At 63.5% G+C, this 25,391-nt stretch carries 24 protein-coding genes and 1 tRNA gene; 8 read left to right on the plus strand and 17 right to left on the minus strand.

Annotation, left to right across the window (positions count from 1 at the left end; all coding sequences use genetic code 11):
* Nucleotides 1-13: 13 nt before the first annotated feature.
* Entirely contained in the window at nucleotides 14-1,072 is a 1,059-nt protein-coding gene (locus IVB36_RS04505; protein WP_018457575.1) for an amidohydrolase family protein, read from the minus strand.
* A gap of 169 nt (nucleotides 1,073-1,241) precedes the next feature.
* On the opposite strand from IVB36_RS04505, the gene IVB36_RS04510 reads away from it, so the two are divergent.
* Nucleotides 1,242-1,724 (plus strand): CinA family protein, encoded by a 483-nt coding sequence (locus tag IVB36_RS04510; protein ID WP_247390768.1) that lies wholly within the window; start codon nucleotides 1,242-1,244, stop codon nucleotides 1,722-1,724.
* A 57-nt stretch (nucleotides 1,725-1,781) separates the two neighbouring features.
* Here IVB36_RS04510 and IVB36_RS04515 read toward each other — a convergent pair whose 3' ends face one another.
* From IVB36_RS04515 to IVB36_RS04550, 8 genes are all read right to left on the minus strand, one after another.
* Nucleotides 1,782-2,135, minus strand: a complete 354-nt coding sequence (locus tag IVB36_RS04515; RefSeq protein WP_018457573.1) for a nuclear transport factor 2 family protein — start codon at nucleotides 2,133-2,135, stop codon at nucleotides 1,782-1,784.
* A gap of 10 nt (nucleotides 2,136-2,145) precedes the next feature.
* A complete protein-coding gene (locus IVB36_RS04520; RefSeq protein WP_018457572.1) occupies nucleotides 2,146-3,618 on the minus strand; it encodes an amidase in 1,473 nt (490 codons plus the stop codon).
* Nucleotides 3,619-3,848: 230 nt separating this feature from the next.
* Nucleotides 3,849-4,820, minus strand: coding sequence for an iron exporter MbfA (gene mbfA / locus IVB36_RS04525; protein WP_018457571.1), 972 nt, complete (start codon nucleotides 4,818-4,820; stop codon nucleotides 3,849-3,851).
* Between the two features lie 62 nt (nucleotides 4,821-4,882).
* Nucleotides 4,883-6,034: an alpha/beta hydrolase gene (locus IVB36_RS04530; RefSeq protein WP_026233401.1), complete on the minus strand. Its 1,152-nt coding sequence runs from the start codon at nucleotides 6,032-6,034 to the stop codon at nucleotides 4,883-4,885.
* Between the two features lie 134 nt (nucleotides 6,035-6,168).
* A complete protein-coding gene (locus IVB36_RS04535; protein ID WP_018457569.1) occupies nucleotides 6,169-7,038 on the minus strand; it encodes an MBL fold metallo-hydrolase in 870 nt (289 codons plus the stop codon).
* 15 nt (nucleotides 7,039-7,053) lie between these two features.
* Nucleotides 7,054-7,665, minus strand: a complete 612-nt coding sequence (locus IVB36_RS04540; protein WP_018457568.1) for a glutathione S-transferase family protein — start codon at nucleotides 7,663-7,665, stop codon at nucleotides 7,054-7,056.
* A 156-nt stretch (nucleotides 7,666-7,821) separates the two neighbouring features.
* Nucleotides 7,822-8,664 carry a fumarylacetoacetate hydrolase family protein gene (locus tag IVB36_RS04545; protein ID WP_018457567.1) on the minus strand — a complete coding sequence of 281 codons (843 nt, stop codon included), beginning with the start codon at nucleotides 8,662-8,664 and terminating at the stop codon, nucleotides 7,822-7,824.
* Nucleotides 8,665-8,792: 128 nt separating this feature from the next.
* Nucleotides 8,793-9,641 carry an MBL fold metallo-hydrolase gene (locus tag IVB36_RS04550; protein ID WP_026233400.1) on the minus strand — a complete coding sequence of 283 codons (849 nt, stop codon included), beginning with the start codon at nucleotides 9,639-9,641 and terminating at the stop codon, nucleotides 8,793-8,795.
* A 136-nt stretch (nucleotides 9,642-9,777) separates the two neighbouring features.
* Between IVB36_RS04550 and IVB36_RS04555 the strand changes: the two genes are divergently transcribed.
* The gene (locus IVB36_RS04555; RefSeq protein ID WP_018457565.1) at nucleotides 9,778-10,254 is read left to right on the plus strand and encodes a DUF3775 domain-containing protein; all 477 of its coding nucleotides are present in this window, start codon (nucleotides 9,778-9,780) and stop codon (nucleotides 10,252-10,254) included.
* Between the two features lie 12 nt (nucleotides 10,255-10,266).
* Here IVB36_RS04555 and IVB36_RS04560 read toward each other — a convergent pair whose 3' ends face one another.
* The 3 genes from IVB36_RS04560 to IVB36_RS04570 all read right to left on the minus strand — a co-directional run bounded on the left by IVB36_RS04560 (nucleotide 10,267) and on the right by IVB36_RS04570 (nucleotide 12,674).
* A complete protein-coding gene (locus IVB36_RS04560; protein WP_018457564.1) occupies nucleotides 10,267-11,256 on the minus strand; it encodes an NADPH:quinone reductase in 990 nt (329 codons plus the stop codon).
* Nucleotides 11,253-12,035 carry an SDR family oxidoreductase gene (locus IVB36_RS04565; RefSeq protein ID WP_007605221.1) on the minus strand — a complete coding sequence of 261 codons (783 nt, stop codon included), beginning with the start codon at nucleotides 12,033-12,035 and terminating at the stop codon, nucleotides 11,253-11,255. Before IVB36_RS04565 ends, IVB36_RS04560 begins: the two co-directional genes overlap by 4 nt.
* A gap of 126 nt (nucleotides 12,036-12,161) precedes the next feature.
* Nucleotides 12,162-12,674 (minus strand): CvpA family protein, encoded by a 513-nt coding sequence (locus IVB36_RS04570; RefSeq protein WP_018457563.1) that lies wholly within the window; start codon nucleotides 12,672-12,674, stop codon nucleotides 12,162-12,164.
* Between the two features lie 118 nt (nucleotides 12,675-12,792).
* Between IVB36_RS04570 and IVB36_RS04575 the strand changes: the two genes are divergently transcribed.
* Entirely contained in the window at nucleotides 12,793-13,554 is a 762-nt protein-coding gene (locus IVB36_RS04575) for an SDR family NAD(P)-dependent oxidoreductase (protein ID WP_247390769.1), read from the plus strand.
* Between the two features lie 64 nt (nucleotides 13,555-13,618).
* On the opposite strand, the gene IVB36_RS04580 is transcribed toward IVB36_RS04575, so the two are convergent.
* Complete coding sequence (locus IVB36_RS04580) at nucleotides 13,619-15,211, minus strand: choline dehydrogenase (protein WP_018457561.1); 1,593 nt, start codon at nucleotides 15,209-15,211, stop codon at nucleotides 13,619-13,621.
* 120 nt (nucleotides 15,212-15,331) lie between these two features.
* Nucleotides 15,332-16,789 carry a coniferyl aldehyde dehydrogenase gene (locus IVB36_RS04585; protein WP_026233398.1) on the minus strand — a complete coding sequence of 486 codons (1,458 nt, stop codon included), beginning with the start codon at nucleotides 16,787-16,789 and terminating at the stop codon, nucleotides 15,332-15,334.
* A 312-nt stretch (nucleotides 16,790-17,101) separates the two neighbouring features.
* Here IVB36_RS04585 and IVB36_RS04590 point away from each other — a divergent pair.
* A tRNA-Met gene (locus IVB36_RS04590) sits at nucleotides 17,102-17,178 on the plus strand.
* 413 nt (nucleotides 17,179-17,591) lie between these two features.
* On the plus strand, nucleotides 17,592-17,918 hold the full coding sequence (locus IVB36_RS04595) for a hypothetical protein (protein ID WP_247390770.1): 327 nt from the start codon (nucleotides 17,592-17,594) through the stop codon (nucleotides 17,916-17,918).
* Nucleotides 17,919-18,055: 137 nt separating this feature from the next.
* Here the strand turns inward: IVB36_RS04595 and IVB36_RS04600 are convergent, their stop codons facing one another.
* Nucleotides 18,056-18,559, minus strand: coding sequence for an integrase arm-type DNA-binding domain-containing protein (locus tag IVB36_RS04600; protein ID WP_247390771.1), 504 nt, complete (start codon nucleotides 18,557-18,559; stop codon nucleotides 18,056-18,058).
* A gap of 311 nt (nucleotides 18,560-18,870) precedes the next feature.
* Nucleotides 18,871-19,182 (minus strand): helix-turn-helix domain-containing protein, encoded by a 312-nt coding sequence (locus IVB36_RS04605; RefSeq protein WP_026233807.1) that lies wholly within the window; start codon nucleotides 19,180-19,182, stop codon nucleotides 18,871-18,873.
* A 93-nt stretch (nucleotides 19,183-19,275) separates the two neighbouring features.
* Here IVB36_RS04605 and IVB36_RS04610 point away from each other — a divergent pair, with 93 nt between their 5' ends.
* Together IVB36_RS04610 and IVB36_RS04615 are read left to right on the plus strand one after the other, a co-directional pair.
* Entirely contained in the window at nucleotides 19,276-20,028 is a 753-nt protein-coding gene (locus IVB36_RS04610; RefSeq protein ID WP_026233808.1) for a glucose 1-dehydrogenase, read from the plus strand.
* Between the two features lie 281 nt (nucleotides 20,029-20,309).
* Nucleotides 20,310-21,209: an alpha/beta hydrolase gene (locus IVB36_RS04615; RefSeq protein WP_018459437.1), complete on the plus strand. Its 900-nt coding sequence runs from the start codon at nucleotides 20,310-20,312 to the stop codon at nucleotides 21,207-21,209.
* 149 nt (nucleotides 21,210-21,358) lie between these two features.
* On the opposite strand, the gene IVB36_RS04620 is transcribed toward IVB36_RS04615, so the two are convergent.
* On the minus strand, nucleotides 21,359-21,850 hold the full coding sequence (locus tag IVB36_RS04620; RefSeq protein WP_018459438.1) for a hypothetical protein: 492 nt from the start codon (nucleotides 21,848-21,850) through the stop codon (nucleotides 21,359-21,361).
* A gap of 263 nt (nucleotides 21,851-22,113) precedes the next feature.
* On the opposite strand from IVB36_RS04620, the gene IVB36_RS04625 reads away from it, so the two are divergent.
* Entirely contained in the window at nucleotides 22,114-25,170 is a 3,057-nt protein-coding gene (locus tag IVB36_RS04625; RefSeq protein ID WP_247390772.1) for an adenylate/guanylate cyclase domain-containing protein, read from the plus strand.
* Nucleotides 25,171-25,391: the final 221 nt, after the last annotated feature.

The following is a 25,391-nucleotide window of genomic DNA, read 5'->3' on the forward strand; positions in this document are numbered from 1 at the left end:
CCTTTGGCAGCGGCTAAGTCAGGCGGGGATAGGTCGCATGCGGATTATCGATCATGATCTTGCGCACGAGATCGGGGGTGAGACCTGCGGGCAGCGCCTCCTGGCCGTCGAACTGCCAGTGCGGATAGTCGGTGGAGAATACGACCAATTCGTCGGACTGCATATGATCAAACAGGCGAATTAATGTCGCCTCATCCGGCGGTGCATCGAATGGCTGCAACGAGAAGCGGATGTTGCTGCGCACAATGTCCAGCGGCGCGCGATCAACCCACGGCGTCTCCATCCGCACCCCACGCCAGAACTTGTGCAGGCGCCATAGAAATGGGGAGATCCAGGACACCCCGGATTCAAGCATCACCATCTTCAGCCGCGGATATTTGACGAACACGCCCTCGACGATCAGGCTGGTGAGCTGGGTCTGGAACGCCTGGGCCTGACCGGCATAATCCTCGATGTGGTAGGAACCCCAGCCCACGGCGGTCGGCGGATTGTGATAGGCGGAACCGGCATGAATGCCGATCGGTAATTCCAGCCGTTCCGCCGCCTCGTAGATCGGCCAGAGCGCGCGCTTGCCGAGCGGCGTATCGCCCATCACGAGCATCAGCACCTGCACGAAGCGGCGGTCCGTCGCACAGCGCTCGATCTCGGCGACGGCCTTCTCGACGCTTTGGGTGGGGATCACGATCGAGCCGCGCAGCCGCGGATCGCGATCGAGCCATTCCTTCACGAGCCAGTCGTTCAGCGCGCGGCAGAAGGCGGCCTGCAGATCCTCTGAAAACACCATCTGCACGCCGTAGAGCGGATTGCAGATGGCGTGCGAGAGCTGGAAGGGATCGAGCACATGGCGCTGCATGTCCGCCAGGCTTTCACCCGGCTTGCCGCTTTCGGGGCGCCAGTCGGGCCGCGCCGTGATCGGCGAGTTCTGCGGGTAGGATTGCGAGATGAGATCGACCATGCCGCGCGTCGTCACCTGATCGCGCCAATACTCGTTCAGGTACGGCAGCAGGCTGGTCAGATGCGGCACGGCCGGATGCACATCGCAATCCACTCCGCCGGCGATCAGGGACGCCATGACGTGTCCTTCACGTTTCCTCGTCGCGTCTTTCCCGCGGGCAGAGCTTGGCCGCTCCGCCCTTTGGCCGCCATTCAAGCAGGCCTGCCCGTTGGCTGCAACTCGGCCAACGGCGCTGTCATATGCTAGAAAGGCCGAGCTCGGTTGCGAAGCAATAAGGGGTCAAGGAATGAAAGAGCTCGTCGGCATTGCGGAACAGGTCGCAGCGAAGCTGATCGCGCGCAAACAGACCATTGCTGTTGCGGAATCCTCGACCGGCGGCCTGATCTCGGCCAGCCTTCTCGCGGTGCCCGGCGCGTCCGCTTATTTCCTCGGCGGGGCCGTGGTCTACACTCGCGATGCCAGGCGCGTGCTGATGGATATTTCGGACGAAGGAATGAAGGGCTTTCGTTCCTCCTCGGAGCCCTACGCGCAATTGCTGGCCGGGCAGATGCGCAGCCGTTTCAACTGCGATTGGGGCCTGTCGGAGACCGGGGCGTCCGGTCCCACCGGCAATCGCTACGGCGATGCGGCGGGCCACAGCTGCATGGCGGTCGCCAGGCCCGCAGTCGAGGTGATGACGCTTGAGACGGGCAGCAACGACCGCTTGGCCAATATGCAGACCTTTGCAGCGACAGCGCTGAAATTGCTGCTGAAGAATCTGGAGCGGTGAGCTCGCGGCCTCCCGAATATCTGGCTGTGCCGGAGAATGTGTGGTGTGACGCGCTCTTTACCGCGACACGTGCGCCGACACCGCCAGCCACGTCCCGTTCGTCTTCGCCCAGCAATCGGTATAGCGCCCGGTGGCCTGCTGGCCGTCCGCATTGGTGTAGCTCGTTGCCGCGTGGATGATGGCGAAATCACCCATGATACGGATGATGACGTCGTGCTCTCTGAGGTTTCGGATCGCAATCGGCCGCGCCGTCTGCTTCAGGAAGGCCTCGCGATCGACCAGCGTCTTGTCGGGATTGGAGCAGTAGAACTCCGGCGCCAAAATCTCGTCGAAGCGCTTGACGTCGCAATTCTGCACCGAGGCCACATAGTCGCGGTTGAGCGCGGTGAGCTGTTCGAGGTCGTTGCTCATGGGGTTTCTCTCAGTCATTGAACAAGGGCGGCGGCACGAACCCGCCGAACTCGCGTTCGATCAGCTCGGCGAGCTTCAACGGCGTGTGGTCCTCGAGGAAGGGCCCGATGATTTGCACGCCGACCGGCAGGCCGTCCTTCGATAGGCCGAGTGGAACAGCCGTTGCCGGCAGGCCCGTCAGCGTGGCGATGCCGGGCCACGCAAGCTGGTCCGGATAGGCGTGGTCCTTGCCATCGATGTTGATTCGGCGCTTTTCCTGCTCCGGCGAATGATCATGCGGATAGGCCGGCGTGGGCATGATCGGACAGATCACCGCATCGAATGTCTTGAACAATTGCCGCCATTGCGCGCGCAGGCCGGCGCGGGCGCCCTCGTCGAATACCCAGGCCTGATGCGTGCTGGTGATACCACGCAGCCGTTCGGCAGCGAGACTCTTGTCGTCGGGTGAGAGCTGCGCTGCACCGGCACGCGCGCGCGCGAGATTGTCCGGCGGAAGGAAGGCGCCGAGGAAGCTCATCAGCATGCGCATGTAGAGGCGAGAAGCCTCCGTGAAGTCCGGAAACAGCGGACTTTCGCGCGCGACGCGCGCGCCCGTGCCCGTCAATTGCCCCGCCAGTTTTTCGATCGCGCCGCGAATATCTGCATTCGCAGGCAGCAGCGGATGGCTGTCGATCACCAGCACCCGGAAATCCTTCAGCGCGCGGTGTCGCGCCTCCGGCAGCGCGAGCTTGTATCCGATGCCCAGGTCCAACGGATCGGGGCCTGCCATCACGTCCAGGAGCAGGGGCAGGTCGACTGCGCTCCGCGCCATCGGACCGATCACCGCCATATCGCGCTCCATCGGGATGGCTGGAAAGGGCGGCGGCGTGTGGCCACGCGTTGGACAGAGATTGTAGGTCGGCTTATGCGCATAGACCCCGCAATGGAAGGCGGGCACGCGCAACGAGCCGCCGATGTCGGACCCAAGCGAGAGTGGTCCGTAGCCTGCCGCGAGCGCCGCAGACGAGCCGCCCGACGAGCCACCCGGCGTGCGGCCGAGATCGAACGGATTGTTCGTCGTGCCGTAGATCTCGTTGTAGCTCTGCCAATCCGCCAAGCCCACGGGGACGTTGGTCTTGCCGAGGATGACGCCACCGGCCTCCTTGACCCGGGCGATCGACAGCGCGTCCTCCGCCGGCTTGAAATCTTTCTGCGGCGTCCAGCCCCAGGTCGTGGGCAGGCCGGCGATGTTGTAGGATTCTTTCACAGTGATGGGGAGACCGAGCAGCGGCTTTCGCTCGCCGCGCGCCAATGCGGCGTCTGCCTCGCGTGCGGCGTCCAGCGCACGGTCGAAATCCCGGACGCAGATCGCGTTGACCTTGCTGTCGTGCCGTTCGATGCGGTCGATCGCATCCTGCGTGAGCTCGACCGCGGAAACCTTCTTGGCCGTCAGTGCCGCCGACAGCTCGACCGCGCTCTTGAAGCTCCATTCGGATTTGGCCATCCCGCATCTCCTGTTCTTAGCGTGGAACAATGATGCGCAGTTTGGCCCAGCACCGCAACCGCCGTTTGATCGCGATTGACATCTGAGCAAGACGGAACGCGGTGAGCCAAGCAACCACTCGCAGTCATCGCCCGGCTTGACCGGGCGATCCAGTATTCCACCGGCGCCGATTGGACACGGACAGGTCGCGGCGTGCTGGATGCCCGGTCAAGCCGGGGCATGAAGGCGTCCTACGCCGCTCCGATCAATATCCCCACCGCCAGCACGATCGCGCCGCCGAGCACGATCTGGAACACGGCCTGGAGGAACGGCGTGTCCATGTAGCGCGCGCGGATGAAGGCGATCGCCCACAATTCGAAGAACACGACAATTCCGGCGATTCCCGTCGCGATCCAGAATGCGTTGGCCCAGCTATCGGGCACGAGATAGGGCAGGGTGTGCCCAAGCCCGCCTAGCGTCGTCATCAAGCCGCAGGTGAGACCGCGCAGCCAGGGCGAACCACGCCCGGTCAGCGAGCCGTCATCGGACAGCGCTTCCGCAAAGCCCATGCTGATGCCGGCACCGATCGAGGCGGCGAGGCCGACCAGAAATGTTTGCCAATTCTGATGCGTGGCGAAGGCAGCCGCAAACAGCGGCGCCAGCGTCGAGACGGAGCCGTCCATCAGGCCGGCGAGACCTGGCTGCACATATTGCAGCACGAACATGCGCCGGTTGGTGCGGTCTTCCTCGGCGCGCACGTCTGAACTCAGGATCCGATCCGTCAGCTTCGCCGCCACCTCTTCGTGGCCCTTCTCGGCCTCGGCCAGATCGCCGAGCAGGCGGCGCACGCCGACATCCTGCGCCTGTTCAGCGGCCTTCACGTAAAAGCGCTCGGCCTGCAATTCCATTGTCTCGACCTCCTTGCGGATGGTGTCGAGCGACAGGTTTTTGGTGAGCCAGACCGGACGGCGGCGCAGGAAGCCTTTGACGTCCTCGCGGCGGATCGGGGGCAAATGCGGACCGAAGCGCTGCTCGTACATTTCCAGCAGCATGTGGCGATGGCCGCGCTCTTCCTCGGCCATCTGTTCGAAGATCTTGGCGGAGTCCGGATAGCGCTCCTTCAAGTCTTCGGCGAAGCTCATGTAGATGCGGCTGTCCTCCTCCTCGGAGGAGATTGCGACCGCAAGCACCTCGCGCTCGGTCAGATCGGCAAAATTCTTCACGGCGGCCCTGTCTGATTAGTTTAGAATAATTCTAAACTATATAGGGCGCTTGGGTTACCGGGTCAAACCACGCCGCGGCTCTTCGCCAGGAAATCGAGCAGCAGGCGGCTCACCTCGGCCGGCTGCTCCTGCTGCACCCAGTGACCGGCGCCATCGACGAGGTGGCAGCCCAGCAGCTTCGTGCAGGCCCGCGCCTGCATGGCCTCGAATACGCCGGGACGCTGATAGGTGCCCCAATCCTGCTTGCCCGAGATGAAGCAGGAGGGGATGTCGATGTTGCGGCCGGCCAGCAATTGGAGCTGGCTGTTGAATGCGCCCGATGTGCCGCAGCGGTACCATTGCAGGCCGCCCTGGAATCCAGTGCGGCCATATTCGGCGCTGTAGTAGCCGAGCTCGCGGTCGGGCAGCCATTGATTGGCGGCGATTGCGGCCTGCGAGGGCATCTCCTTCGCGACCGTCTCGGCCATGGTCTCGTTCAGGTCCATCACATAATAGGTCGGCAGCTTCGCAAGCTCGTTCGCCGACCAGGATTTCAGCGGATATGGCTTGTTGTCGGTCCAGTCCGCGCTCTTGTGATGATAGTAGGCGCGCAGGAAATCATGCACGCCCTGTGGCGCGCGGTGCATGTCGGCATTGGCCGGGCGTGTCGCATAGTACCATTGATAATGCTTGCGTGGACGCGGCAAGGCGGCGAGCTCGCGATGCACGGGGTCTTCGGCCGCTGGCTTTACCGGCGTGTCGACCGTGTTGAACGGCAGCGGCGGCGCTCCGCCGAATGGCGCGCTCATCATCGTCACCGAACGAAATACGTCGGGCCGCATCAGCGCGCACCAGGCCGCGACTGGGCTGCCGAAATCATGTCCGACCACGTCGACTTGCCTGTAGCCGAACGCCGACACCAGCCCGAGCGCATCCCGCACCAGGTTGAAGAGCGAAAAGGGCGCGAGATCGCCGTCATACTCCGCGCTCCATCCCGTCGTCCGGCCATAGCCGCGCTGGTCCGGCGCGATCACGTGATAGCCAGCCGAGCTCAGCGCCGGCATCACCTTTCGCCAGGAGAAGGCAAGCTCGGGAAAGCCGTGCAGCAGCAGGGTGCAGGGCCGCCCCTTGGTCTCGAAGCCGGCCTCCAGCACATGCATGCGCAGGCCGTTGATATCGTCGACATAGCGTGAGCGGATGCCGGCGGGGAGCGGGATGTCGGGGAGCATTGTCATTTGCTTTCTCCACACGGGTGGAATCGTAAGGAGGGCAAAGGCGCGCTTCGCGCGCCGTGCCTACCATCATTCTACAACGCGTTTGGCATGGTGGGCACGCTTCGCTTTGCCCACCCTACGATTGCGCCATTCGACTACACCGCCGCGCATACGAAGCCACTGCCCTTGCGCCGGATCTTCCCAACGGACGGCGACGGGAAATGCGCGGTGCAGCACAGCGTGTCGGTGTCGCAATAGCGTTCCAGGAAGCTGCGGCGCGTCGTTGCCGCCCTGGCTTGATCGAGGTCGAACTTGACCGACAGCTCCGGATAGAGCGTCTGGATCGGTGAGTGCATGAGGTCGCCGGAGAACACGGCGTCGTCCTTGCCGTGGCCCATCGTGATGGCGATATGGCCCGGCGTGTGGCCCGGCGTCGGCAGGATGCGGACGTGATCGCCGATCTGGTGATCGTTGCCGACAAGCTCGTGGCGTTTGGCCTCGACCACCGGCAGCACGCTGTCGGCGAAGGGCGGCACCTCCGCCTTCGCGTTCTGCTCGGTCCAATGATCGAACTCCTGCTTGGCGAAGACGTAGCGCGCTTTCGGGAAGGTCGGCACCCAGCGGCCGTTCTCCAGACGCGTGTTCCAGCCGACGTGATCGACATGCAGATGCGTGCACATCACGAAGTCGATGTCGTCAGGCGAGAATCCGGCAGCGTTGAGTCCGCGCAGATAGGTGTCGTCGGTCTTCATGTTCCATTTCGGGCGCTGCGGCCGCGGCTTGTCGTTGCCGATGCAGCTGTCGACCAGAATGGTGTGGTGCGGCGTCTTGATCACATAGGACTGGAAGCACAGCATCAATGTGTCGCCGTCATCCAAGGCTTTCGCCTCCCTCATCCACGCGCGGTTCTCGGCCAGCAGCTCCGGTGTCAGCCCCGGCAACATCTCCAGCGCCGGGACGAACGAGGTTTCCTGCTCGATGATGCGATGGATGGTGAGATCGCCGACCGCGTATTTCAGGCTCATATGAACTCCCGCGCTTTACGCCGCCGGCGGCACCGAGATCTTCACGGAGGGCCGCTCGAGCATCTTTTGATGGAAGGCATCGAGCTTCGGATAGGCCTTGCGCCAGCCGCAATCGGCGAAGCGGAAGTCGGCATAGCCGAGCACGCAGACGAGGCCGATCTGCGAGATGTCGAACGGACCGTTGAGGACATCGGGCATGTTCTCGAAGCGCGCCATGCCGGTCCAGGCCCGATTCCAATGGTCGTCCGACCACGCCTGCCATTGCAGGCCCTGCGGTCGCACCATCTTCTCGTAGCGGCACAGCAGCATGGAATCGAGCATGCCGTTGATCAGGGAATGATTGGTCTTGGCCTTCCAGCGCCGCGGACCGTAATCGGGGATCAGGCTGCCGCCGGCCATCTCGTTGAGGTATTCGACGATGACATACGAGTCCAGGATGACGTCGCCGTCATTGGTGATCAGCACCGGCAGCTTTTTCAGCGGCGTGATGCGTGAATAGTCCTCGTTGGCCGTGCCGGGCGCGACGCTCGCCGGCGTGAGTTCGATCTTGTCGATCAGCCCGAGCTCGATCGCGGCGATGCGCACCTTGCGGGCAAAGGGCGAGGCGGGGGAGAAGGTGAGCTTCATGGGACAATTCCCTGCGATCGGTCTTGAGCAAATGGTGTCTCGTCCGTCATGGCCGGGCTTGACCCGGCCATCCACGCGCTTCCGCGTGGCTAGACTGTGAGACGTGGATGCCCGGGACAAGCCCGGGCATGACGACGAGTGTGCGCTGGCCGAGGCTTACGCCGCGACGATCTCCTGGCGCTGCTCGCCAAGACCCTCGATGCCGAGCGTGATGACGTCGCCGACATTGAGGAAGGTCGGCGGCTTCATGCCGAGGCCGACGCCGGGCGGGGTGCCTGTCGTGATGATGTCGCCCGGCAGCAGCGTCATGAACTGCGAGACATAGGAGATGCACTTGGCCATCGAGAAGATCATAGTCTTGGTCGAGCCGGTCTGACGGCGCTGGCCGTTCACGTCGAGCCACATCGGCAGGTTCTGCACGTCCTTGATCTCGTCCTTGGTGGCGAGCCAGGGGCCGAGCGGGCCGAACGTGTCGTGCGACTTGCCCTTGGTCCACTGACCCAGGCGCTCGATCTGGAAGGCGCGCTCGGAGACGTCGTTGCAGACGCAGTAGCCGGCGACGTGGTTGAGCGCGTCGGCTTCCGAAACGTATTTTGCGCGGGTGCCGATGATCGCGGCGATCTCGACCTCCCAGTCGAGCTTGGTCGAGCCGCGCGGCTTCTCGATGGCGTCGTTCGGGCCGGACAGCGAGGTGTTGGCCTTCATGAAAATGATCGGCTCGCTCGGGATCTCCGCGCCGGTCTCCTTGGCGTGGTCGCTGTAGTTGAGGCCGATCGCCACGAATTTCGACATGCCGGTAACGGGGGCGCCGAACCGCGGCTTGCCGGAGACGGCGGGCAGCGAGGCGGGATCGAGCGCCGCCAGCTTCTTCAGGCTCTCGGGCGAATAGGCCTCGCCGGTCAGGTCCTTCACATGCGCCGATAGGTCCCGCAACTGGCCGGATTTGTCGATCAGGCCGGGCTTTTCCGCACCCTTCTCGCCATAACGAACAAGCTTCATTCTCGTTTCTCCCTGGAATGGACCGATCGGTTAAACAGCTTCATGGAACAGGGCGGCGGGAAATTCAACCGCTCAAAGAGGGCGCATTGCAGCCCTCTCGATTCGGGAGGTTCGTCCGGGGCACGAGACTAGGCCAGCGCCTCGAACCTGAATGCGTCCCCATCCCGCTTGATGTGCCCGGCCGAAAAGTGCCCGCCGATCACCAGCGTCGGGGTGTCGGCAAACCGGCCGAACAATTCGCGCCGCGTCGCGGCAGATTGGCTCTGATCGGAATCCGCGTTCGAGGACCAGCCGAGATGCGCCATCTGGCAGGGATGATGGGCGACGTCGCCCGTCAGCAGTCCCTGCTCGCCGTCCGACCGGATCAGAACGCTCATATGCCCGGGGCTGTGGCCGGGGGTTGGGATCATGCTGATCTCCTCGCTGAGCCGGTGGTCGCTCGCGACCAACTCCGCCCGGCCGGCATCGACGATCGGCTTCACGGAATCGACAAACACGGCCTGCTTGTCCGGCTCGGTGGAGTGGTCGCGCCAGTGCTGGTATTCGGTCTTGCCGAAGACGTAGCGCGCGTTGGGGAAGCTCGGCACCCATTTGCCGTCGACCCATTTCGTGTTCCAGCCGACATGATCGACATGAAGATGCGTGCACAGCACGGTATCGATGCTGTCGGGCGGAAAGCCCGCCGCAATCATCGTCTCCAGGAATGGTGTGGTGCGATTGTTCCAGGTCGGGACGTTGCGGCCCTGCTTGTCGTTGCCAAGTCCGGTATCGACCACGATGCGGCGCGAAGGAGTTTCGAGCACCAGCGAATGGATCGACATTTTCAGCCGGCCTTCTTCCGTGGCGAAATGCGGGATCAGCCAGGGCAGCTTCCGGATTTCATCGTTGGTTGCTGCCGGGAGGATGAAGCGGGTTGAACCCACCGTCTCCATCTCGACGAGTTTGGTGATCTTGACCCTGCCGACTTTCCACTGCATCCGGCGCATCCCCATGTTCTTGTTTGATGTTCTTGCTTTGCGGGGGAACATGCGCAGTTTCGCCCTCAGGCGCAATGGATCATCTGACGCCGTGCGGCGTTATCGCGGGAACCCAGGGAAAGACAAAGGGCCAGCCATGCCAGAGCTTGCGATTTCCGCGGAGAAGGTCGCCTTCATCATCGAAAAGGCGCGTGAATTCGACGTCAAGCAGGCGGATTCCGATCCGGATTCCGGCTCGAATGCGACTGATGACGATGCGGTCGACGTCCTCGAGGATGACGGCTCCGATCCGGTCGTCAACGAACTCGGAAGTTTCATCGTGGCCATGAACGAGGACGAGCAGATCGATCTCGTCGCGCTGACCTGGCTCGGCCGCGGCGACGGCACGATCGACGATTGGGACGATTTGCGCGCACGCGCCGTGGAGGCACGCGCGGAGTATCGCAGTCCCCGGCGCGAGACGGCGCATTATCTGCTCGGTGAGCCGATGCTGGGCGATCTGCTCGCCGACGGGCTCGATGAATTCGGCGTCGACTGGACCGACGGAGACCTGGTGGCCGATTCATCCGCTCCAAGCCAGCGGGACGAAGACGAGATCACCAAGCAGCGGTGATTCCGGCCGATATCAGCGCGCGCAGTCGACCACCACGGTGCCGAGCTTGTCGCCTTTCTCGACGGCGACATGGGCCTGCGCCGTCTCCGACAGCGCAAACTGCGCCGCGACATTGTGGATTCGCGGCCCCGCTGCCAGCCATTTCGAGATGTCGGCCTGCGCCGCCGCAAGCAGCGCCGGCGGCAGCGCGAACAAGACGAGCGAGCGGAGCGTGATGCACTTCTCCATCAGCTCGCGCATCGGCACGGTCGGCGTGCGGTTGCCGTTCGTGGCGTAGACCGCGATTGTCGAATTCATGGCCATCAACTTCAGGGTCGTCGCGATGTTGCCGCCGAAATCGACATCGACCAATTGGTCGACCCCGCGTCCGCCGGTGAAGGCCATGGCCTTGGCAACGACATCTTCGTCCCTGTAATTGACCACGAGATCGGCACCGGCTTGTCGCGCATGCTCGCCTTTTATCGCCGAGCTGACGGTCGCGATCACCTGCGCGCCGCCCCATTTCGCGAGTTGCACGGCGTAATGTCCGACTGCACCCGCGCCGCCGGTGACCAGCACCGACTTGCCGACGATCGGCCCGTCCGCAAACAGGGAGCACCACGCCGTCATTGCGGGAATGCCCAGCGTCGCGCCTTCCGCAAAAGAGAGATTGTCCGGCAACGGCGTCACCAGATGCTCGGCAAGCGCGATATATTCGGCCGCGGTGCCAAAGGCGCGGCCGTTACGCTGGCCGTTGAACAGCCAGACCCTGTCGCCGATCTTGAACCGCGTCGCGCCATCGCCGATCTGGTCGATAAAGCCCGCGCCATCGCTGTTCGGAATGACGCGCGAAAATTCCTTGGCGCGATAGCCGCCCCCGCGCCGGCCGACATCGGCCGGATTGACGCCGGAGGCTTCCAGGCGAATACGAACTTCGCCTGGACCTGCGACCGGCGTGGCCATCTCACCATAGGTGAGGACGTCCGCCGCCGGTCCTGTCTCCTCGTACCAGACCGCCCTCACAGCGTTCCCGGGAAGGCACCGCCATCGAGCAGAAGGTTCTGCCCGGTGATGAAGCCGGCCTTGGCGCCGCACAGGAATGCGCAGGCATAGCCGAACTCCTCGGGATCGCCGAAGCGGCCCGCGGGATTGAGCTTGGCGCGCTCGGCCAGAACCTGGTCCGGCGTGATGCCGCGCTTCTCGGATTCCCCCTTCGCGGTGCTGCGCAGGCGATCGGTCTCAAACGGGCCCGGCAGCAGGCCGTTGATGGTGACGTTGTTGATCACGGTCTTGCGCGACAGGCCGGCAATGAATCCGGTGAGGCCGGCGCGCGCGCCGTTGGAGAGACCGAGGATGTCGATCGGCGCCTTCACCGCCGCTGAGGTGATGTTGACGATGCGGCCGAACTTGCGGGCCATCATGCCGTCCACCGTCGACTTGATCAGCTCGATCGGGGTCAGCATGTTGGCATCGATCGCCTTAATCCAGTCGTCGCGGGTCCAGTTGCGGAAATCGCCGGGCGGAGGTCCGCCGGCATTGTTGATCAGGATGTCCGGCTCGGGGCAGGCCTTGAGCACGGCCTCGCGGCCCGCCGGCGTCGTGATGTCGCCGACGATCTCGGTGACGGTCACATCAGGATAGGCTTTGCGGATGTCGTCGGCCGTCTTCTTCAGGGCCTCGGCGCCGCGCGCGGTCAGCGTGACGTGAACGCCGGCCTCGGCCAGCGAGATGGCGCAGGCGCGTCCGAGGCCTTTGCTGGATGCGCAGACGATGGCGCGGCGGCCTTTGATCCCAAGATCCACTGTTTCACTCCCGTAATGTCAGGCAGGTTTTAGAGCCGCTATTCTAGCCAACCTTGGCGCCGCTGATAAGGGATTGGCTCGCATCAAAATGCATGCACGCTTGCGCGGCGATGCAAATGCGCCTCATCAGATGCGCCGCTCCTGCTTGAGACGGTCGATCGCGGAGGCCGCCTCCGGCGGCAGCGACTTGAAGCCCATCTGGCCGACCGTCGAGAACAGCGGCCGCAGATGCGAACCGGCGAGGAACGGCGGCTGCCGGTTGGCCGGCACGATCTGGTCGAACACCAGCACCAAGGTGGTGGCGACGAGGCCGACCCTGATGGCGCCGAGCGCGGCGCCGCCGAGGCGGTCGCCGATGCCGGCGTCGCGTATCGTGTCGCTCAGCGCCAGCCGGCCGAGATGTCCAAACAGCATGCCGACCACCACGAAGATGCCGAAGAACCAGATCCAGTTCTGCAGCAGCGGCGCATTCGGATTGCCCGCGACCTGCGGGACGATCAGCGGCATCAGCGCAACCGCGATGGGGGCGGCGAGGAGATAGGCCAGGATCGTCATGGCGCTGCCGAGCAGGCCGGTCCTGAAACCGAAGCCGATCGCGATGGCGAGCGCCGCATAGACGGCGAGATCGAAACTGTTCATGCGCGGGAGCCTGCCATGGAACGAGTGAACGCAGAACCGATCATTCCGGTTTCAGATCGTTAAAATCGTCTGTATTGATGGCCAAAACCGATGACCCCAAAGCTCAGGGACGCGCCCAATGTCAGACCTATTCGACGTCAGTCGAGAAACCATCCTCGTCACAGGTGCGAGCCAGGGCTTGGGGCGGCAATTTGTCCGGGTGTTGGCGGCACATGGCGCGGCCGTCGCGCTCGCGGCGCGGCAGACCGACAAGCTGAAGAGCCTGGAAGACGAGATCCGCGGCAAGGGCGGCCGCGCCGCCGCCGTCGCGCTCGACGTCACCGACATCGCATCGATCGCCAGGGCCCTCGATGCCACGGAAGCCGCGCTCGGCCCGGTCACGGTGCTGATCAACAATGCTGGCATCGCGATCGAAAAGCTCGCGACCGAGCAGACCGAGGCCGATTGGGACGCGGTGATGGGCGCCAATCTCAAGGGCGCCTATTTCCTCGCGACCGAGATCGCGCGCCGCATGATCGCGAGCAAGCAGGCAGGCAACATCGTCAACATCGCCTCCTTGCTCGGCACCGGCGTGCTGAAGGCGGTGTCGCCTTACGCGATCTCCAAGGCCGGCATCATCCAGGCGACCAAAGCGATGGCGCTGGAGCTTGCGGGGCAGAACATCCGCGTCAACGCGCTGGCACCCGGCTACATCGACACCGAGATGAACCACGCGTTCTGGGCGACGCCGCCGGGCGAGCGCCTGACCAAGCGCATTCCCCAGCGCCGCATCGGCGCCGAGTCCGATCTCGACGGCGCGATCCTGCTGCTGGCCTCGAAGGCCTCGCGGTACATGACGGGCAGTGTGGTGACGGTGGACGGCGGGTTCTTGCTGAATTGAGAAGCTGCTATCGTCCCGGCCCCCCATGCGCAATTGCGCACTAGGCCGGGACGACGAGGTAGAGTCACCGCATCTCGCCCCTGATCATATCCGCCGCCTTCTCGCCGATCATGATCGCCGGCGCATTGGTGTTGCCGCCGATCAGTGTCGGCATGATCGAGGCGTCGACGACGCGCAGACCTTCCACGCCGTGCACCTTCAGCGCCGGATCGACCACGGCCATCGCGTCGGTGCCCATCTTGCAGGTGCCGACGGGGTGATAGACGGTGTCGACACGCGCGCGCAGGATGGCGCGGATATCGTCGTCCGTTCTCACATCGGACGTGAACATGTCCTTCTTCTGCAACGCGCGCATCGCGGGCGTCTCCATCAGCCTTCGCGTCGTCTTGAAGCCCGCGACCATCGTCTCGAGATCCTCCGCCTCGCCCAAGAAATTCGGATCGATCAGCGGCGCTGCCAGCGGATCGGCGCTTTTCAGCCAGACGCTGCCACGGCTCTTCGGCCGCAACAGGCAGACATGGCACGAGAAGCCCGCCTCCTTGTGCTTCTTGCGGCCGTGGTCGTCGAGCGTCGCGATGATGAAGTGCAGCTGGATGTCGGGCACATCGAGGTCGGCCCGGGTCTTCAGGAAGCCGCCACACTCGGCGAAATTGGTGGTCATCAGGCCGCGCCGCTCCCGGCGGTATCGTTGGATGGCGCGGAGCAGGGATGGTAGCCGGCCGAGCGACGAATGGACGAAGTGTGGATAGTCGGAGGCGTAGACGAACACGAAATCCGGATGATCCTGCAGATTGCGTCCTACGCCCGGCAAATGATGCACGACGTCGATCCCGTGGGCGGCAAGCGCCTTGCCGTCGCCTATGCCCGACAGCATCAGCAATTGCGGTGACTGGAAGGCGCCGGAGGCGAGGATCACCTCGCGACGGGCGCGTAGCTTCTTTGTCTGCTTGCCCTGGACATATTCGATGCCGACCGCGCGCCCACTTTCGAACAGGATGCGCGTGGCATGCGCCTGCGTCTCGACACGCAGATTGGCGCGCTTGTCCATGTGGGGATGCAGATAGGCGCGCGCCGCGCTCCAGCGCTCACCATTGTGCTGGGTCACCTGGTAGCTGCCGAGCCCTTCGTGATCCTCTTCATTGAAGTCCTCGCGGATGCGGAACTGCGCCTCGCGGGCGGCCTGATGGAAGATGTCGTGGATCGGATTGTCCGCGCGCAGTCTGTTGACATGCAGCGGGCCGCCCTTGCCATGATAGGCGCCGTCGAAATCGGCGTTGTTCTCCGAGCGGTTGAAATAGGGCAGCACGTCGGCATATGACCAGCCGGCATTGCCGAGCGAGGCCCAGTGGTCGTAGTCCCATTTGTTGCCGCGGATATAGACCATGGCGTTGATCGCCGAGGATCCGCCGAGTCCCTTGCCGCGCGGTTGATAGCCGATCCGGCCGTTCAATCCCTTCTGCGGCACGGTATCGAAACCCCAGTTCGCCGCCTTGTATGGCAAAGCCAGTCCGAACGGCGTGGTGATCCGCCAATTGTCGTTCCGACCGCCGGCATCGAGCAGCGCCACGGATGTCCCCGCATCCTCCGACAGCCGCCCCGCCACCGCGCAGCCGCCGGAGCCCGCGCCCACGACGACGAAATCGAATGTGTCCGTCACTGATGTTTCCCCCTGCATTCATTCTTTCCGTCATTGCGAGCGCAAGCGAAGCAATCCAGACCTTTGCCGCGGAGGGATTCTGGATTGCTTCGCTGCGCTCGCAATGACAGGTGCTGAAACCTACGACACGAATCGCATCATCTTCTCCAGCCGCGCGATCTTGCCGCCATAAGGCGGATAGAGGTCGGCGAGGCGGTTGAATTTCGAGCGGTAGAACACCGGCTTCAGCTTGCCGAACGTGCGAAAGCCCCATTCGCCGTGATAGGCGCCGGTGCCGGATGCGCCGACGCCGCCCATCGGCTGGTTGATTTGCGCGAAGTGGAACAGACAGTCGTTGACCGTGACGCCGCCGGAGACGGTGCGCGCCAGCACCTCGTCGCGCGCAACGCGGTCCTTGCCGAACCAGTACAACGCCAGCGGCCGGTCGCGGGCGTTGACGAAGGCGATGGCGTCGGCCGGGTCGCGATAGCCGAGCACGGGGAGCACGGGGCCGAAAATCTCCTCCTGCATGGCCGCCATGTCTTCGCTCGCGCCCACGATCAGCGTCGGCGGGAATTTGCGGTGCGCCTTCCAGTTGGGATCGTCCGGCTTCGCCGGCTGCAGGATCTTTGCGCCGCGACGTGCCGCATCGGAGACGAGATTTTCCAGCCGCGCATAATGCCGGTCGGAGATCACGGAGGTGTAGTCCTTGTTCGAGGGGTCGGTGCCGAACATGCGTCGCATCTGCGCGCGAACTTTTTCGGCAAAGGCCTGCAACGCGCGCTCGGGCACCAGCACATAGTCGGGCGCGATGCAGGTCTGCCCGGCATTGAGCAGCTTGCCGTAGGCGATGCGCTCGGCGGCCTCTTCGAGATCAGCCGAGGCGTCGATGATAACAGGCGACTTGCCGCCGAGCTCGAGCGTGACGGGCGTGAGGTTACGCCCCGCGGCCTCCGCCACCAGCCGCCCCACCCGGGTCGAGCCGGTGAACACGAGATGATCGAACGGCAGATGCGCGAAGGCCTTTGCGACCTCGTCTTCGATGCCGGTGACGAGCAATTCCGCAGCGTCGAACCGCTCGGCGACCGTCTCCTTCAGCAGCGATGAGAAGTGCGGCACAAGCTCGCTCGGCTTGATAATGACGCGGTTGCCGGCGGCGAGCGCGCCGATCGCGGGCGCGAGCGTCAGCTGCAGCGGATAATTCCAGGGCGCGATGATGCCGACGACGCCGAGCGGCTGCGGCATCAGCCGGTTGCGCGCGGGCAGGAATTGCAGCGCCGTCGAAACGCGCTGCGGCGCCATCCAGCTCTTGAGGTGCTTGGTGGCATGACGGATCTCGGAGAACACCATCATGGTCTCGGCGATATTGGTCTCGACCGCGCAGCGGTGACCGAAATCGGCCGAGATCGCCTGCCGGAAGCGCTCCTCGTTGTCGGCGACGACAGTGCGCAACCGCGCCAGGCGGTCGAGCCGCTCGGCGAGGCCAGGCGCCGGCTCGGCCCGCGACCGCTCGACCATGGCATGGAAGGCGTCTTCGAGGCCCCGAAGCGGGGCGCTCGGCGGGGGGCGATCTGAGGGGCGATCCAAGGCGTGGTCCATGGCGTTCTCCCCCATTAAGTGGCGTTTCCGCCTGGTTTTGTTGCCGCAAGCTGGCCCCTTGTGGAACTTCTGGCAAGGGCCGGCCAAATAGGCCGCAAATTCGTCCACCGCGCTGTCATAAAGTCGAAAAAAACGTTCTCGCAGCCCTTTCCAAAGGCACCCCGGGTTGGTACATACCGCCCGCACCCAACGGGCTTTGCCCGGGGTTGCCTTCCAAGGAAGCCTTCGGGACGGACGAAGCAAGCCACGCGAACAGCGCCGGCCCTTCATTCACCGTCCCCGGCGCTTTCACGAAGGCAAAGCAACGGTTAACGCGGGGTGGAGCAGCCCGGTAGCTCGTCAGGCTCATAACCTGAAGGTCATAGGTTCAAATCCTATCCCCGCAACCAAGCAAGTGCTTGAAATAGCACGTAAAAATAGAAAAGCCGCTCGAAAGGGCGGCTTTTCGTTTGCCGAGAATCGCCACCGAGTCGCCACGGAGCTGAAATTGGGTGCCGACCGTCGCCGACGCCATATAGGCTTATGTACCGATCTCCACCTTTCGCGACAGATCCGGTTATTGGCAGCCCAGGATGGTAGAGAGTCTTCTCCCTACACTCGGACCGAAATATAGTGTCGGACACTGCGCCGGCTTGAGCGACGCATGCCTTCTTGTGCCAAGGTCAATACGACCGGGTACACCGGATCTCATCGACAGCTGGACCTGTCCTCTCAAGGTTAGGGTCCCTGCCGAAACTGATTGAAACTCAAGGCCTAGCGGCAGATGGTTGGCTAACGGAGAGCGCACAACCGGGGGGTATGCATGCAGGGACCAGCGGTGACGCATCTGTCTATTCGTGTGCCGTGGCAGGACACGAAATGGGATGGCCGAGTATGCACTGACCCCATCAACAACCAGTCCTGCGTGGTCCTCAAGGCGATCGCGGAAAATCGGAACGACGCAGCCGAGGCCCGATGCCGCGGCGAATGGATTCACGATCTGGAGGATGACCGGAAGCCGCCTTGCATCAAGGAGCGGGCGACCTTCCTTTCGGAACATGGAATAACCCTCAAGGTTCGGCTCAATTACGCGGATTGGAGTCCACCCCATAAGCACATCGAACGCACGCCCGTCCCCGTGCCCGCCTAGGGCGCAACACTCGTCCCTTTCCGCTGGTTGTTGCGGGAGAGCGGATTTGAGATCGCCAAGAACCTGAACCTCGACGTAAGCGAAGAGCGCGAACCGAAGCAGCCCGCCTTTCTTGCCCGTACGGCATGGATTCAGGATCACGACATTGGCGTCTCCTTGCCGATCTTCCGGTGCATCTTAGAAACGTCGGCGCCGTCGAGCGCATCGAGCTTGCGGGTCCCGAGGAGAGGAGCGGCGTGCTTACGCAGATAGATGCGGTAATTCACGACCGTGCGCGGCTTGAGCTTTGTCTCGGCCTCCTCGCTGAGATAGCGCTCGCCGAAGTCGGCGAAGGTCGGCATGGCGCGCTCGGTCGAGCGCTTGCGGGCGGGATCCTGTCCGAGCGCCACAGCGGCAAGCGTCGATTTGGCTGTAGCGCGCGCCTGGTCCGGGGTCATGCTTGTGGTGGATCCGAGCACCATCCGCGTCTTGCCGACGCTCCGACCTCCCGCGCCACTGCGGTACTCGACGCACCATCTCTGGACGCCGGAGGGAAGGACCTTGAGGCAAAACCCGGTCAGCTCGCTGTCGTAAAAGATGGTCGGCTTGTCCACCGGTTCGATTGCCTCAATCGTTCTCCGCGTCAGTTTCAGTATCGGCACAAGGACCTCCAGAATCGCCACCGAGTCGCCACCGAGACGGGAATGGCAGGATATCTCGGGAAATCACGATACCGGGGTTCACTAGTATTTTGAGTGACTTAGGTAAAGTGCGGAGCCTTGGGATAAGTCCAGAAAACTGTGAAATTCATACTCATAACCTGAAGGTCATAGGTTCAAATCCTATCCCCGCAACCAAGTTCGGACCTTACCGGTCCCGATCCGAAAATGGCCCGCTTCACGCGGGCCATTTTTGTTTTGGCCGCGCTCCGGTGGAAACGTCGGTCGCACCTTGCGCAAGAGTGGGGAACGGCTCACTCCGGATAGCTAAGGATCATTTTCAGCAGCTTCGGAAACCGCGCATTGATGTCCTCCTCGCGTAGGACATTGCGGTGCTGGACGCCTTGCTTTGAGGTCCGGATCAGGCCGGCCTCGCGCAGGATGCGAAAATGGTTCGACAGAGTCGACTTCGCCATGTCAGGGCAGGGCGCCGCCTCGGTGCACGACATGCAATCACTCTGTGCGGCCAGGCTTTTGACGATCCGCAGCCGCATAGGGTCCGCGAGCGCTCCCAGCACCCCAGCCAGTGAAATCTCGCTCCGCGATGGGTGAACGAACTGCACCATGCACAAAATATAGCACCTCCCTTGAACTCATTCAATAGTTCACTAATATTGAACTATTGAATATCGGCGTCGCGCCGGATGATGGAGAATGTGATGACCAAGAGACTCGAAGGAAAAGTTGCGCTCGTGACCGGCGCATCCAAAGGCATCGGTGCCGAAATCGCCGCGCGGCTCGCGGCCGAGGGCGCGGCGGTCGCCGTCAACTACAGCTCCAGCAAGCAGGCCGCCGACCGCGTCGTCGCCGCCATTGTCGCCAAGGGTGGCAAAGCCGTCGCGGTCCACGGCAATCTGGCCGATGCCAAGGACGTGAAAAGTGTAGTCGCGGAAACCGTGAAGGCGCTCGGTGCGATCGACATCCTCGTCAACAACGCGGGCGTTTACGAGTTCGCGCCGCTCGAGGCCATCACGCCGGAGCATTTCCACAAGCAGTTCGATCTCAATGTGCTGGGCCTCCTCCTGGTCTCAGGAGAGGCGGCGCGGCACTTCAACGCCAATGGCGGAAGCATCATCAACATCAGCTCCGCGGCGTCGACTCTCGCGCCGCCGAACGGCGCCGTCTACTCCGCCACCAAAGCATCGGTGGATGCGATCTCCGCCGTGCTGGCCAAGGAACTGGCGCCGCGCAAGATCCGCGTCAACGCCGTCAATCCCGGCATGATCGTCACCGAGGGGGTCGTGTCCGCCGGCCTGCACGAGGGCGACATGCGAAACTGGATCGAATCCACCACTCCGCTTGGCCGAGTCGGCAAGGTCGAGGAGATCGCTGCCGCGGTGGCCTTCTTCGCTTCGGACGACGCATCCTACGTCACGGGCGAGACGCTTCACGTCGCCGGCGGCCTTCGCTGAATTTGTTGGTTTACAGAAGGAAATGGCACGCCTTGCGCGCGCCATTTTTTGTTTTGGGGCGTCCTCGATCATGCATGTCCTGCTTGGCTGAGCTTGGGTTCGTTCGGACCATGCCGAAGCGCGTCCCGTCGCCGTCGGTGGAGCTGCCAAGCGTAAGCGCGATCAGCCCAGAGCATGCCATCCGGGAAGGAACCCAGGATGGCGCCGGGCGTCAACACGAGGACACCGGGCCCGTCCGGTGCTCGCTTGTTGGCTTGCCGTCGTTCGGAAGGAGAGGGCCAATGCAGTTCGAGGATTTCGACGCCGCCGATGTTCAGGCGGACGAGGCCCGGATCTTCATCCGTCGGGCCGGTTCGGGGCCGGCCGTTCTCCTGTTGCACGGATTTCCGCAGACGCATCTGATGTGGCGAGACGTTGCGCCGTTGCTCGCGCAAAACTTCACCGTGGTCTGCGCCGATCTTCGCGGATATGGCCGGAGCGATTGTCCTCCCTCCAGTCCGGACCATGCGCCATATGCAAAACGAGCAATGGCAAACGACATGGTGTCCGTCATGACGAAACTCGGCTTCGACCGTTTCTCGGTCGCGGGCCATGATCGTGGCGGCCGTGTCGCCTTTCGGCTCGCGCTTGATCACCGCGAACGCGTGCAGCGGCTTGCCGTCCTGGATGTCGTTCCTATTGCCGACGCCTGGGAGCGCGCCGACAAGAACCTGACGGTCGGCTATTGGCCGTGGTCGTTGCTTGCGCAGCCTGAACCTCTTCCCGAGCGGTTATTGTCGGCAGCCCCCGACGCCATCATCGACAATGCGCTGCATGGCTGGGGGTCTTCGGCCGGCAGCTTCAGTCCGGCGGTGCGAGCAGCCTATATCGACGCGTTGAGCGATGAGGCGCATGTTCACGCGATCTGCGAGGAATATCGTGCGGCCGCGACACTCGATCACGCGCACGATGTGGCGGACCGTCGTTCCGGCCGCCGAATTGACTGCCCTGTGCTCGTGCTCTGGAGCGGTCGCGGCCCCCTCAACGCGTGGTATGCGAGCGAGGGCGGCCCCTTGGGGCTCTGGCGGGCGTGGGCAGATGACATCGACGGAAAGCCGCTTGATGGCGGGCACTTCTTCCCGGAGGAGCTTCCGCAGCAGACTGCGTACGAGCTGAACCGGTTTTTTGGAGGCGGTGGATAGGACCAGCGTCTTGGCAGTGCTGCTTCCTTCGACAGCACGGTCTTGGCAAGCGCGAGGGCTGCCCCCTTGGGGCGAACGGCGATCGGAAGCAAACATTACGCCCGCGCCAGTCGCGCGGGCGTGATGCGTCTTGCGTACTACAGAATGCGTCAGGATCTGTGCGGACAGACCATCGTCAGATTGAGCAGCGTCGGCTTGTCCGAGCCCTTCTTGTAGTCCCACTCCAGCCGGATCTCGTGCCGGTGCGCGAAAGCGTCGCTGGCTTCGTGGGTGATGATCTTCGTCTTCATCGGGATTGGCGGCTCGGAGTTGAAGCATTTCCGGACGCAGGCATCGAGCAGATCGCATCGCGTCAGCGGAATGACGCCCGGCTCATCCCTGGACAGGGGGACTGTGTTCGGCTGGGTGCTGAGGTCGACGCGGGCCCGGCCCTTTTCCTTGTGCCAGTACTTGGCGCTGCCCTGCGGCCAGTTCGATGCCGGGTTCAGAATCAAATGGTACTGGCCGTATTCCAAGGTCGGCAGGTCGATGTCCTCGGACTCCTTGAGCTTCGCGACGCTCTTCTTCATGTTCGCCAAAGGATAGTAATTGCTATTCATCAAGTCTCGAAATGCCTTGCCGCTATATACCAGTCCGGCCATCGCCTCTTTCCTTCATATGTCTGTTTGTCAAAATCTCTGGTGCGGTGGCCGAAAATACGCGTCACGCTACGGCCGATCACGCTGTTTGTTGTGCGCCCTCAACGCTACCACTCAGGAATGTATTTCGTCCAGAGAGCCTCCATCCCGTAACGTCGCCTATGTCGCAAGCCCAATTGCCATGCACTTTCCTATAGGTATTGTTGGGTCGAACGCCTCGCGGGGATTGGGGTGAGGCTGCCGAGGCAGTGGTTGAAGGCGCTGGAATGCATTGCTTCGCTTGTCAGTCGGCGATTGGTCCGGGCGACCGCTGGTGCTCCAAATGCGGAGCGGCGGTGCGCCAGCCCGTCGACCCCGACAGCGAACGACGCTTTGTGACGATTCTGCGTGCCGACGTCGTCGATTCCACAGGTCTTGTTGCCGAACTGGAGCCGGAGGCGGCGGTGTCGCGCCTCGAGCCTGCTCTTGCGGCGATGAGAGGCGCGGTGCGCCAGTTCGGCGGCATCGTCAGCAAGGAGTTGGGTGACGGGTTGGCCGCCGTCTTCGGCGCCCCGATCGCCGACGACAACCACGCGCCCTTAGCCTGCCACGCGGCCATCGAGCTGGTCCGGCGTGTTGGCAGTCTGGGCGATCCAGGACTTCAAGTCCGGGTCGGCCTGCACTCGGGTCATGTGGTGGCCTACATGGTCGCGAGCGAATTTTCCAAGGTCTACGAGATCGGCGGCGCAGCCCAGCACCTCGCGGCTCGGCTGGAGACGGCAGCCGAGGCGAACCAGATCTATGTCTCCGAAGCCTGCCAGGAGCTGGCGGACGGACACGTCCGCTTTGAATTCCTTGGCCGCAAGGCGCTCCGTGGTTTCGGCGAGCCCCTGCCTGTCTACCGGGTGATGGGTGCGAGTGATCTGTCGAGCTGGCGGGTCCGACGTGCGCGGAGCGTTTCCAGATTCGTCGACCGCACGACGGAGCGGGCGTTGTTGTGGCGCGCTGCGGATAGGGTTGCTGCCGGCCGGCAGACGGTTCTGCTGATGGGTGACGCCGGCATTGGCAAGTCTCGGCTTGCGCATGAATTCGCGCAGGACCTCCGGGCTGGCGGCTGGCGGCTGATCGATGTCGAGTGCAGCCCAAATCTCCAGGGTGCGCCGTACAGCGCGCTCAAGCGCCTGTTGCTCTCGATCCTCGATACGTCAGCAAGAGATCAGACCAAGACGGATGATCCCAGAGACGAATTGCCGGTGGTGCAACAGCGGGCTCTCGACGCGATCCTGGATTTGCCGGTTTCCGATCCGCAATGGGATGAATTGGAGCCTCACGCGCGCGGTCGTGCGATTTCAGACGCAAGCTGTGCGATCATCGAGAGCGTCGCCCGTCGTCAGCGTACGATCCTTTTGATTGAGGACCTGCACTGGATGGATCGGGCCAGCGATGCGGTCGTCGCGACCCTTTCGGGGCTGCAATGCCCTGATTTGCTTGTGCTGCTGACGACGCGGCCCAATGGAATGCCGGTGTGGATCGCGAGCTGCCGCGCGGAAATCGTGGCGATGCGGCCTCTCGATGACAATTCGGGGCTGGCCATGCTCGCGGACATGCTTGGTCCCGCCACGACCAACGAAGACCTGAAGAATCGGATCATCTCTCATACGGCCAACGTTCCGCTGTTCATTGAGGAGGTCTGCCGCAGTTTGAAGGACAGCGGCATGCTTCTTGGCCAGTGGGGCGACCTTTCCCTTGCGCGTCCTGTGGACGAACTCGGCATCCCCAGCAGCATTCAGGGTGTGATCGCGGCGCGGCTGGATCGTGTGTCACGACAGGAACGATCGCTTCTCCAGATCGCCGCGGCGCTTGGACCCCGGGCCGACCAGGCCACACTGCGAAGAGTAGCGGCCGTGCCGGAAGACGTCCTGCAGGATTGCCTCACCGCGCTCGACCGGGCCGAGTTGCTCGTCAGGATCGACAGTGAGTTGGAGGATTCGCTCGAGTTCCGGCACGAGATGGTCAGGCAGGTGACCTACGATTCGATGGTCGAGAAGGTGCGGGAAAGCGTCCATGCCAGCATTCTGGCGGCTCTCGAGACCGACGAGGCGTGGACCGACGGTCCGGATACGCTCTGCTATCACGCGACCCGAGCGAAGGATTGGCGGAAGGCTTTTCAGCATGGCAGGAGCGCGGCTCGAAAATGTCTGGTGCGCTCGGCCTTTGCCGAAGCGGTCGATTATTTCGAGATCGCGATGGGTTCTCTCGACAAGATCCCGGTGACGCACGCGCGCGAAACGGACGCCATCGACCTGCGGATGGAGGCGCGATTGGCCTTTGCCGGGTCGGGGCGTGTCGCCGAAGCCCTGGATTTGGGGAGCGAGGCCGAACGGCGAGCCGATGCGATTGGCGATATTGAACGCAAGGTCGCGGCCATGACCATGAGAGCGGGTGCCCAGAATTTCTATGGAACGCCGGTTGAAGCTGTCACAATCGGGGAAGATGTGGTGCATCTGGCGGAAAGCTCGGGAAATCCCGCTTGGCGTAATCTCGCGCAATACAGTCTCGGGCAGGCCTATTTTCTTTCCGGCCGCTACGATCGCGCCGAGAAGATGCTGGCCACCGCCCGCGTCCACCTTGCGGGTCTGACCGCGAGTGCTCCGATCGGCACGACCCCACGATCTTTGCTCCTGCTTTGCTGCATGATGAACAGCGTCACTCACACGGTGATGGGCCAGATCGATGCCGCCGAGCAGCTCCAGCAGCAAGCCGCAGCGATCGCGGAGGAGACCGGCCGCCCCTACGACCGCGTCGCCGCGGCCTATAGCGGCGGCTGGCTGATGCTCGGCCGCGGCGAGCCGGCGGCGGCCGCGGCCATTCTCGAGAATGGTTTTGTCCTGGCGCAGAAGCACGGCATCCGGCTGTTCGTGCCGGTGCTCGCCTGCCATCTCGGCATGGCCTATCTGGAGCAGGGGCTGTTTGACCGGGCGCGCGGCATGCTGACGGAAGCGCGTGAGGAAGCGAAGGCGGTCGGCTATACCTCGGCGGTGCTTCGCAGCTCGATCTACCTGGCGCTCGCCACCCACCGTCTCGGCGACGTCCAGGCCGCGCAGAACATGCTGCGCGAAGCGCGCAACACCGCGCGGCAACAGGGGTTCTCCGGCCTGGAGGCGGAGGCGCTGTTCGGCGAGGCCGTGGTGACGCCGCCGTCGGATCCGGAGGCCAGGGCGGCGATCCTGAGCGCCCTGCGCGCGACCATCGCGATCGCCGCCGAGAGCGGCGCGCTGCCGCTGCGCCACAAGGCCGAGGCGATGCTCAACGAGATGCAGGCGACGGGTGACGAGCTCAGCTGACGGCAGCGGCGGCCGGGCCGCTATCGGGGCCGAAATCTGCCCGACGCGTCAAATAAATTAAGCAGGCGCCGCAAGGAGTTAGCTACTGTGCATGGGGTTGTTTTCGCCCTTTATCTTGAAGGGCCCTTCATGGTGCAGCGCGGAGGACGGCACGCTTGTGCCGCCCGCTCCGATGACTATGCCCTTGCGCGCGCAGCAAGGTCGGCTACCGTCGGCCCTGG

Source organism: Bradyrhizobium sp. 35 (assembly GCF_023073215.1).
Classification (GTDB): Bacteria; Pseudomonadota; Alphaproteobacteria; order Rhizobiales; family Xanthobacteraceae; genus Bradyrhizobium; species Bradyrhizobium canariense_D.

Excerpts from the sequence above, each read along its gene's own strand:
- IVB36_RS04505 (WP_018457575.1), bottom strand. The coding sequence starts at position 1,072 with ATGGCGTCCCTGATCGCCGGCGGAGTGGATTGCGATGTGCATCCGGCC.
- IVB36_RS04510 (WP_247390768.1), top strand. The coding sequence starts at position 1,242 with ATGAAAGAGCTCGTCGGCATTGCGGAACAGGTCGCAGCGAAGCTGATC.
- IVB36_RS04515 (WP_018457573.1), bottom strand. The coding sequence starts at position 2,135 with ATGAGCAACGACCTCGAACAGCTCACCGCGCTCAACCGCGACTATGTG.
- IVB36_RS04520 (WP_018457572.1), bottom strand. The coding sequence starts at position 3,618 with ATGGCCAAATCCGAATGGAGCTTCAAGAGCGCGGTCGAGCTGTCGGCG.
- IVB36_RS04530 (WP_026233401.1), bottom strand. The coding sequence starts at position 6,034 with ATGACAATGCTCCCCGACATCCCGCTCCCCGCCGGCATCCGCTCACGC.
- IVB36_RS04535 (WP_018457569.1), bottom strand. The coding sequence starts at position 7,038 with ATGAGCCTGAAATACGCGGTCGGCGATCTCACCATCCATCGCATCATC.
- IVB36_RS04540 (WP_018457568.1), bottom strand. The coding sequence starts at position 7,665 with ATGAAGCTCACCTTCTCCCCCGCCTCGCCCTTTGCCCGCAAGGTGCGC.
- IVB36_RS04545 (WP_018457567.1), bottom strand. The coding sequence starts at position 8,664 with ATGAAGCTTGTTCGTTATGGCGAGAAGGGTGCGGAAAAGCCCGGCCTG.
- IVB36_RS04550 (WP_026233400.1), bottom strand. The coding sequence starts at position 9,641 with ATGCAGTGGAAAGTCGGCAGGGTCAAGATCACCAAACTCGTCGAGATG.
- IVB36_RS04555 (WP_018457565.1), top strand. The coding sequence starts at position 9,778 with ATGCCAGAGCTTGCGATTTCCGCGGAGAAGGTCGCCTTCATCATCGAA.
- IVB36_RS04570 (WP_018457563.1), bottom strand. The coding sequence starts at position 12,674 with ATGAACAGTTTCGATCTCGCCGTCTATGCGGCGCTCGCCATCGCGATC.
- IVB36_RS04575 (WP_247390769.1), top strand. The coding sequence starts at position 12,793 with ATGTCAGACCTATTCGACGTCAGTCGAGAAACCATCCTCGTCACAGGT.
- IVB36_RS04585 (WP_026233398.1), bottom strand. The coding sequence starts at position 16,789 with ATGGACCACGCCTTGGATCGCCCCTCAGATCGCCCCCCGCCGAGCGCC.
- IVB36_RS04595 (WP_247390770.1), top strand. The coding sequence starts at position 17,592 with ATGCAGGGACCAGCGGTGACGCATCTGTCTATTCGTGTGCCGTGGCAG.
- IVB36_RS04605 (WP_026233807.1), bottom strand. The coding sequence starts at position 19,182 with ATGGTGCAGTTCGTTCACCCATCGCGGAGCGAGATTTCACTGGCTGGG.
- IVB36_RS04610 (WP_026233808.1), top strand. The coding sequence starts at position 19,276 with ATGACCAAGAGACTCGAAGGAAAAGTTGCGCTCGTGACCGGCGCATCC.
- IVB36_RS04615 (WP_018459437.1), top strand. The coding sequence starts at position 20,310 with ATGCAGTTCGAGGATTTCGACGCCGCCGATGTTCAGGCGGACGAGGCC.
- IVB36_RS04620 (WP_018459438.1), bottom strand. The coding sequence starts at position 21,850 with ATGGCCGGACTGGTATATAGCGGCAAGGCATTTCGAGACTTGATGAAT.
- IVB36_RS04625 (WP_247390772.1), top strand. The coding sequence starts at position 22,114 with ATGCATTGCTTCGCTTGTCAGTCGGCGATTGGTCCGGGCGACCGCTGG.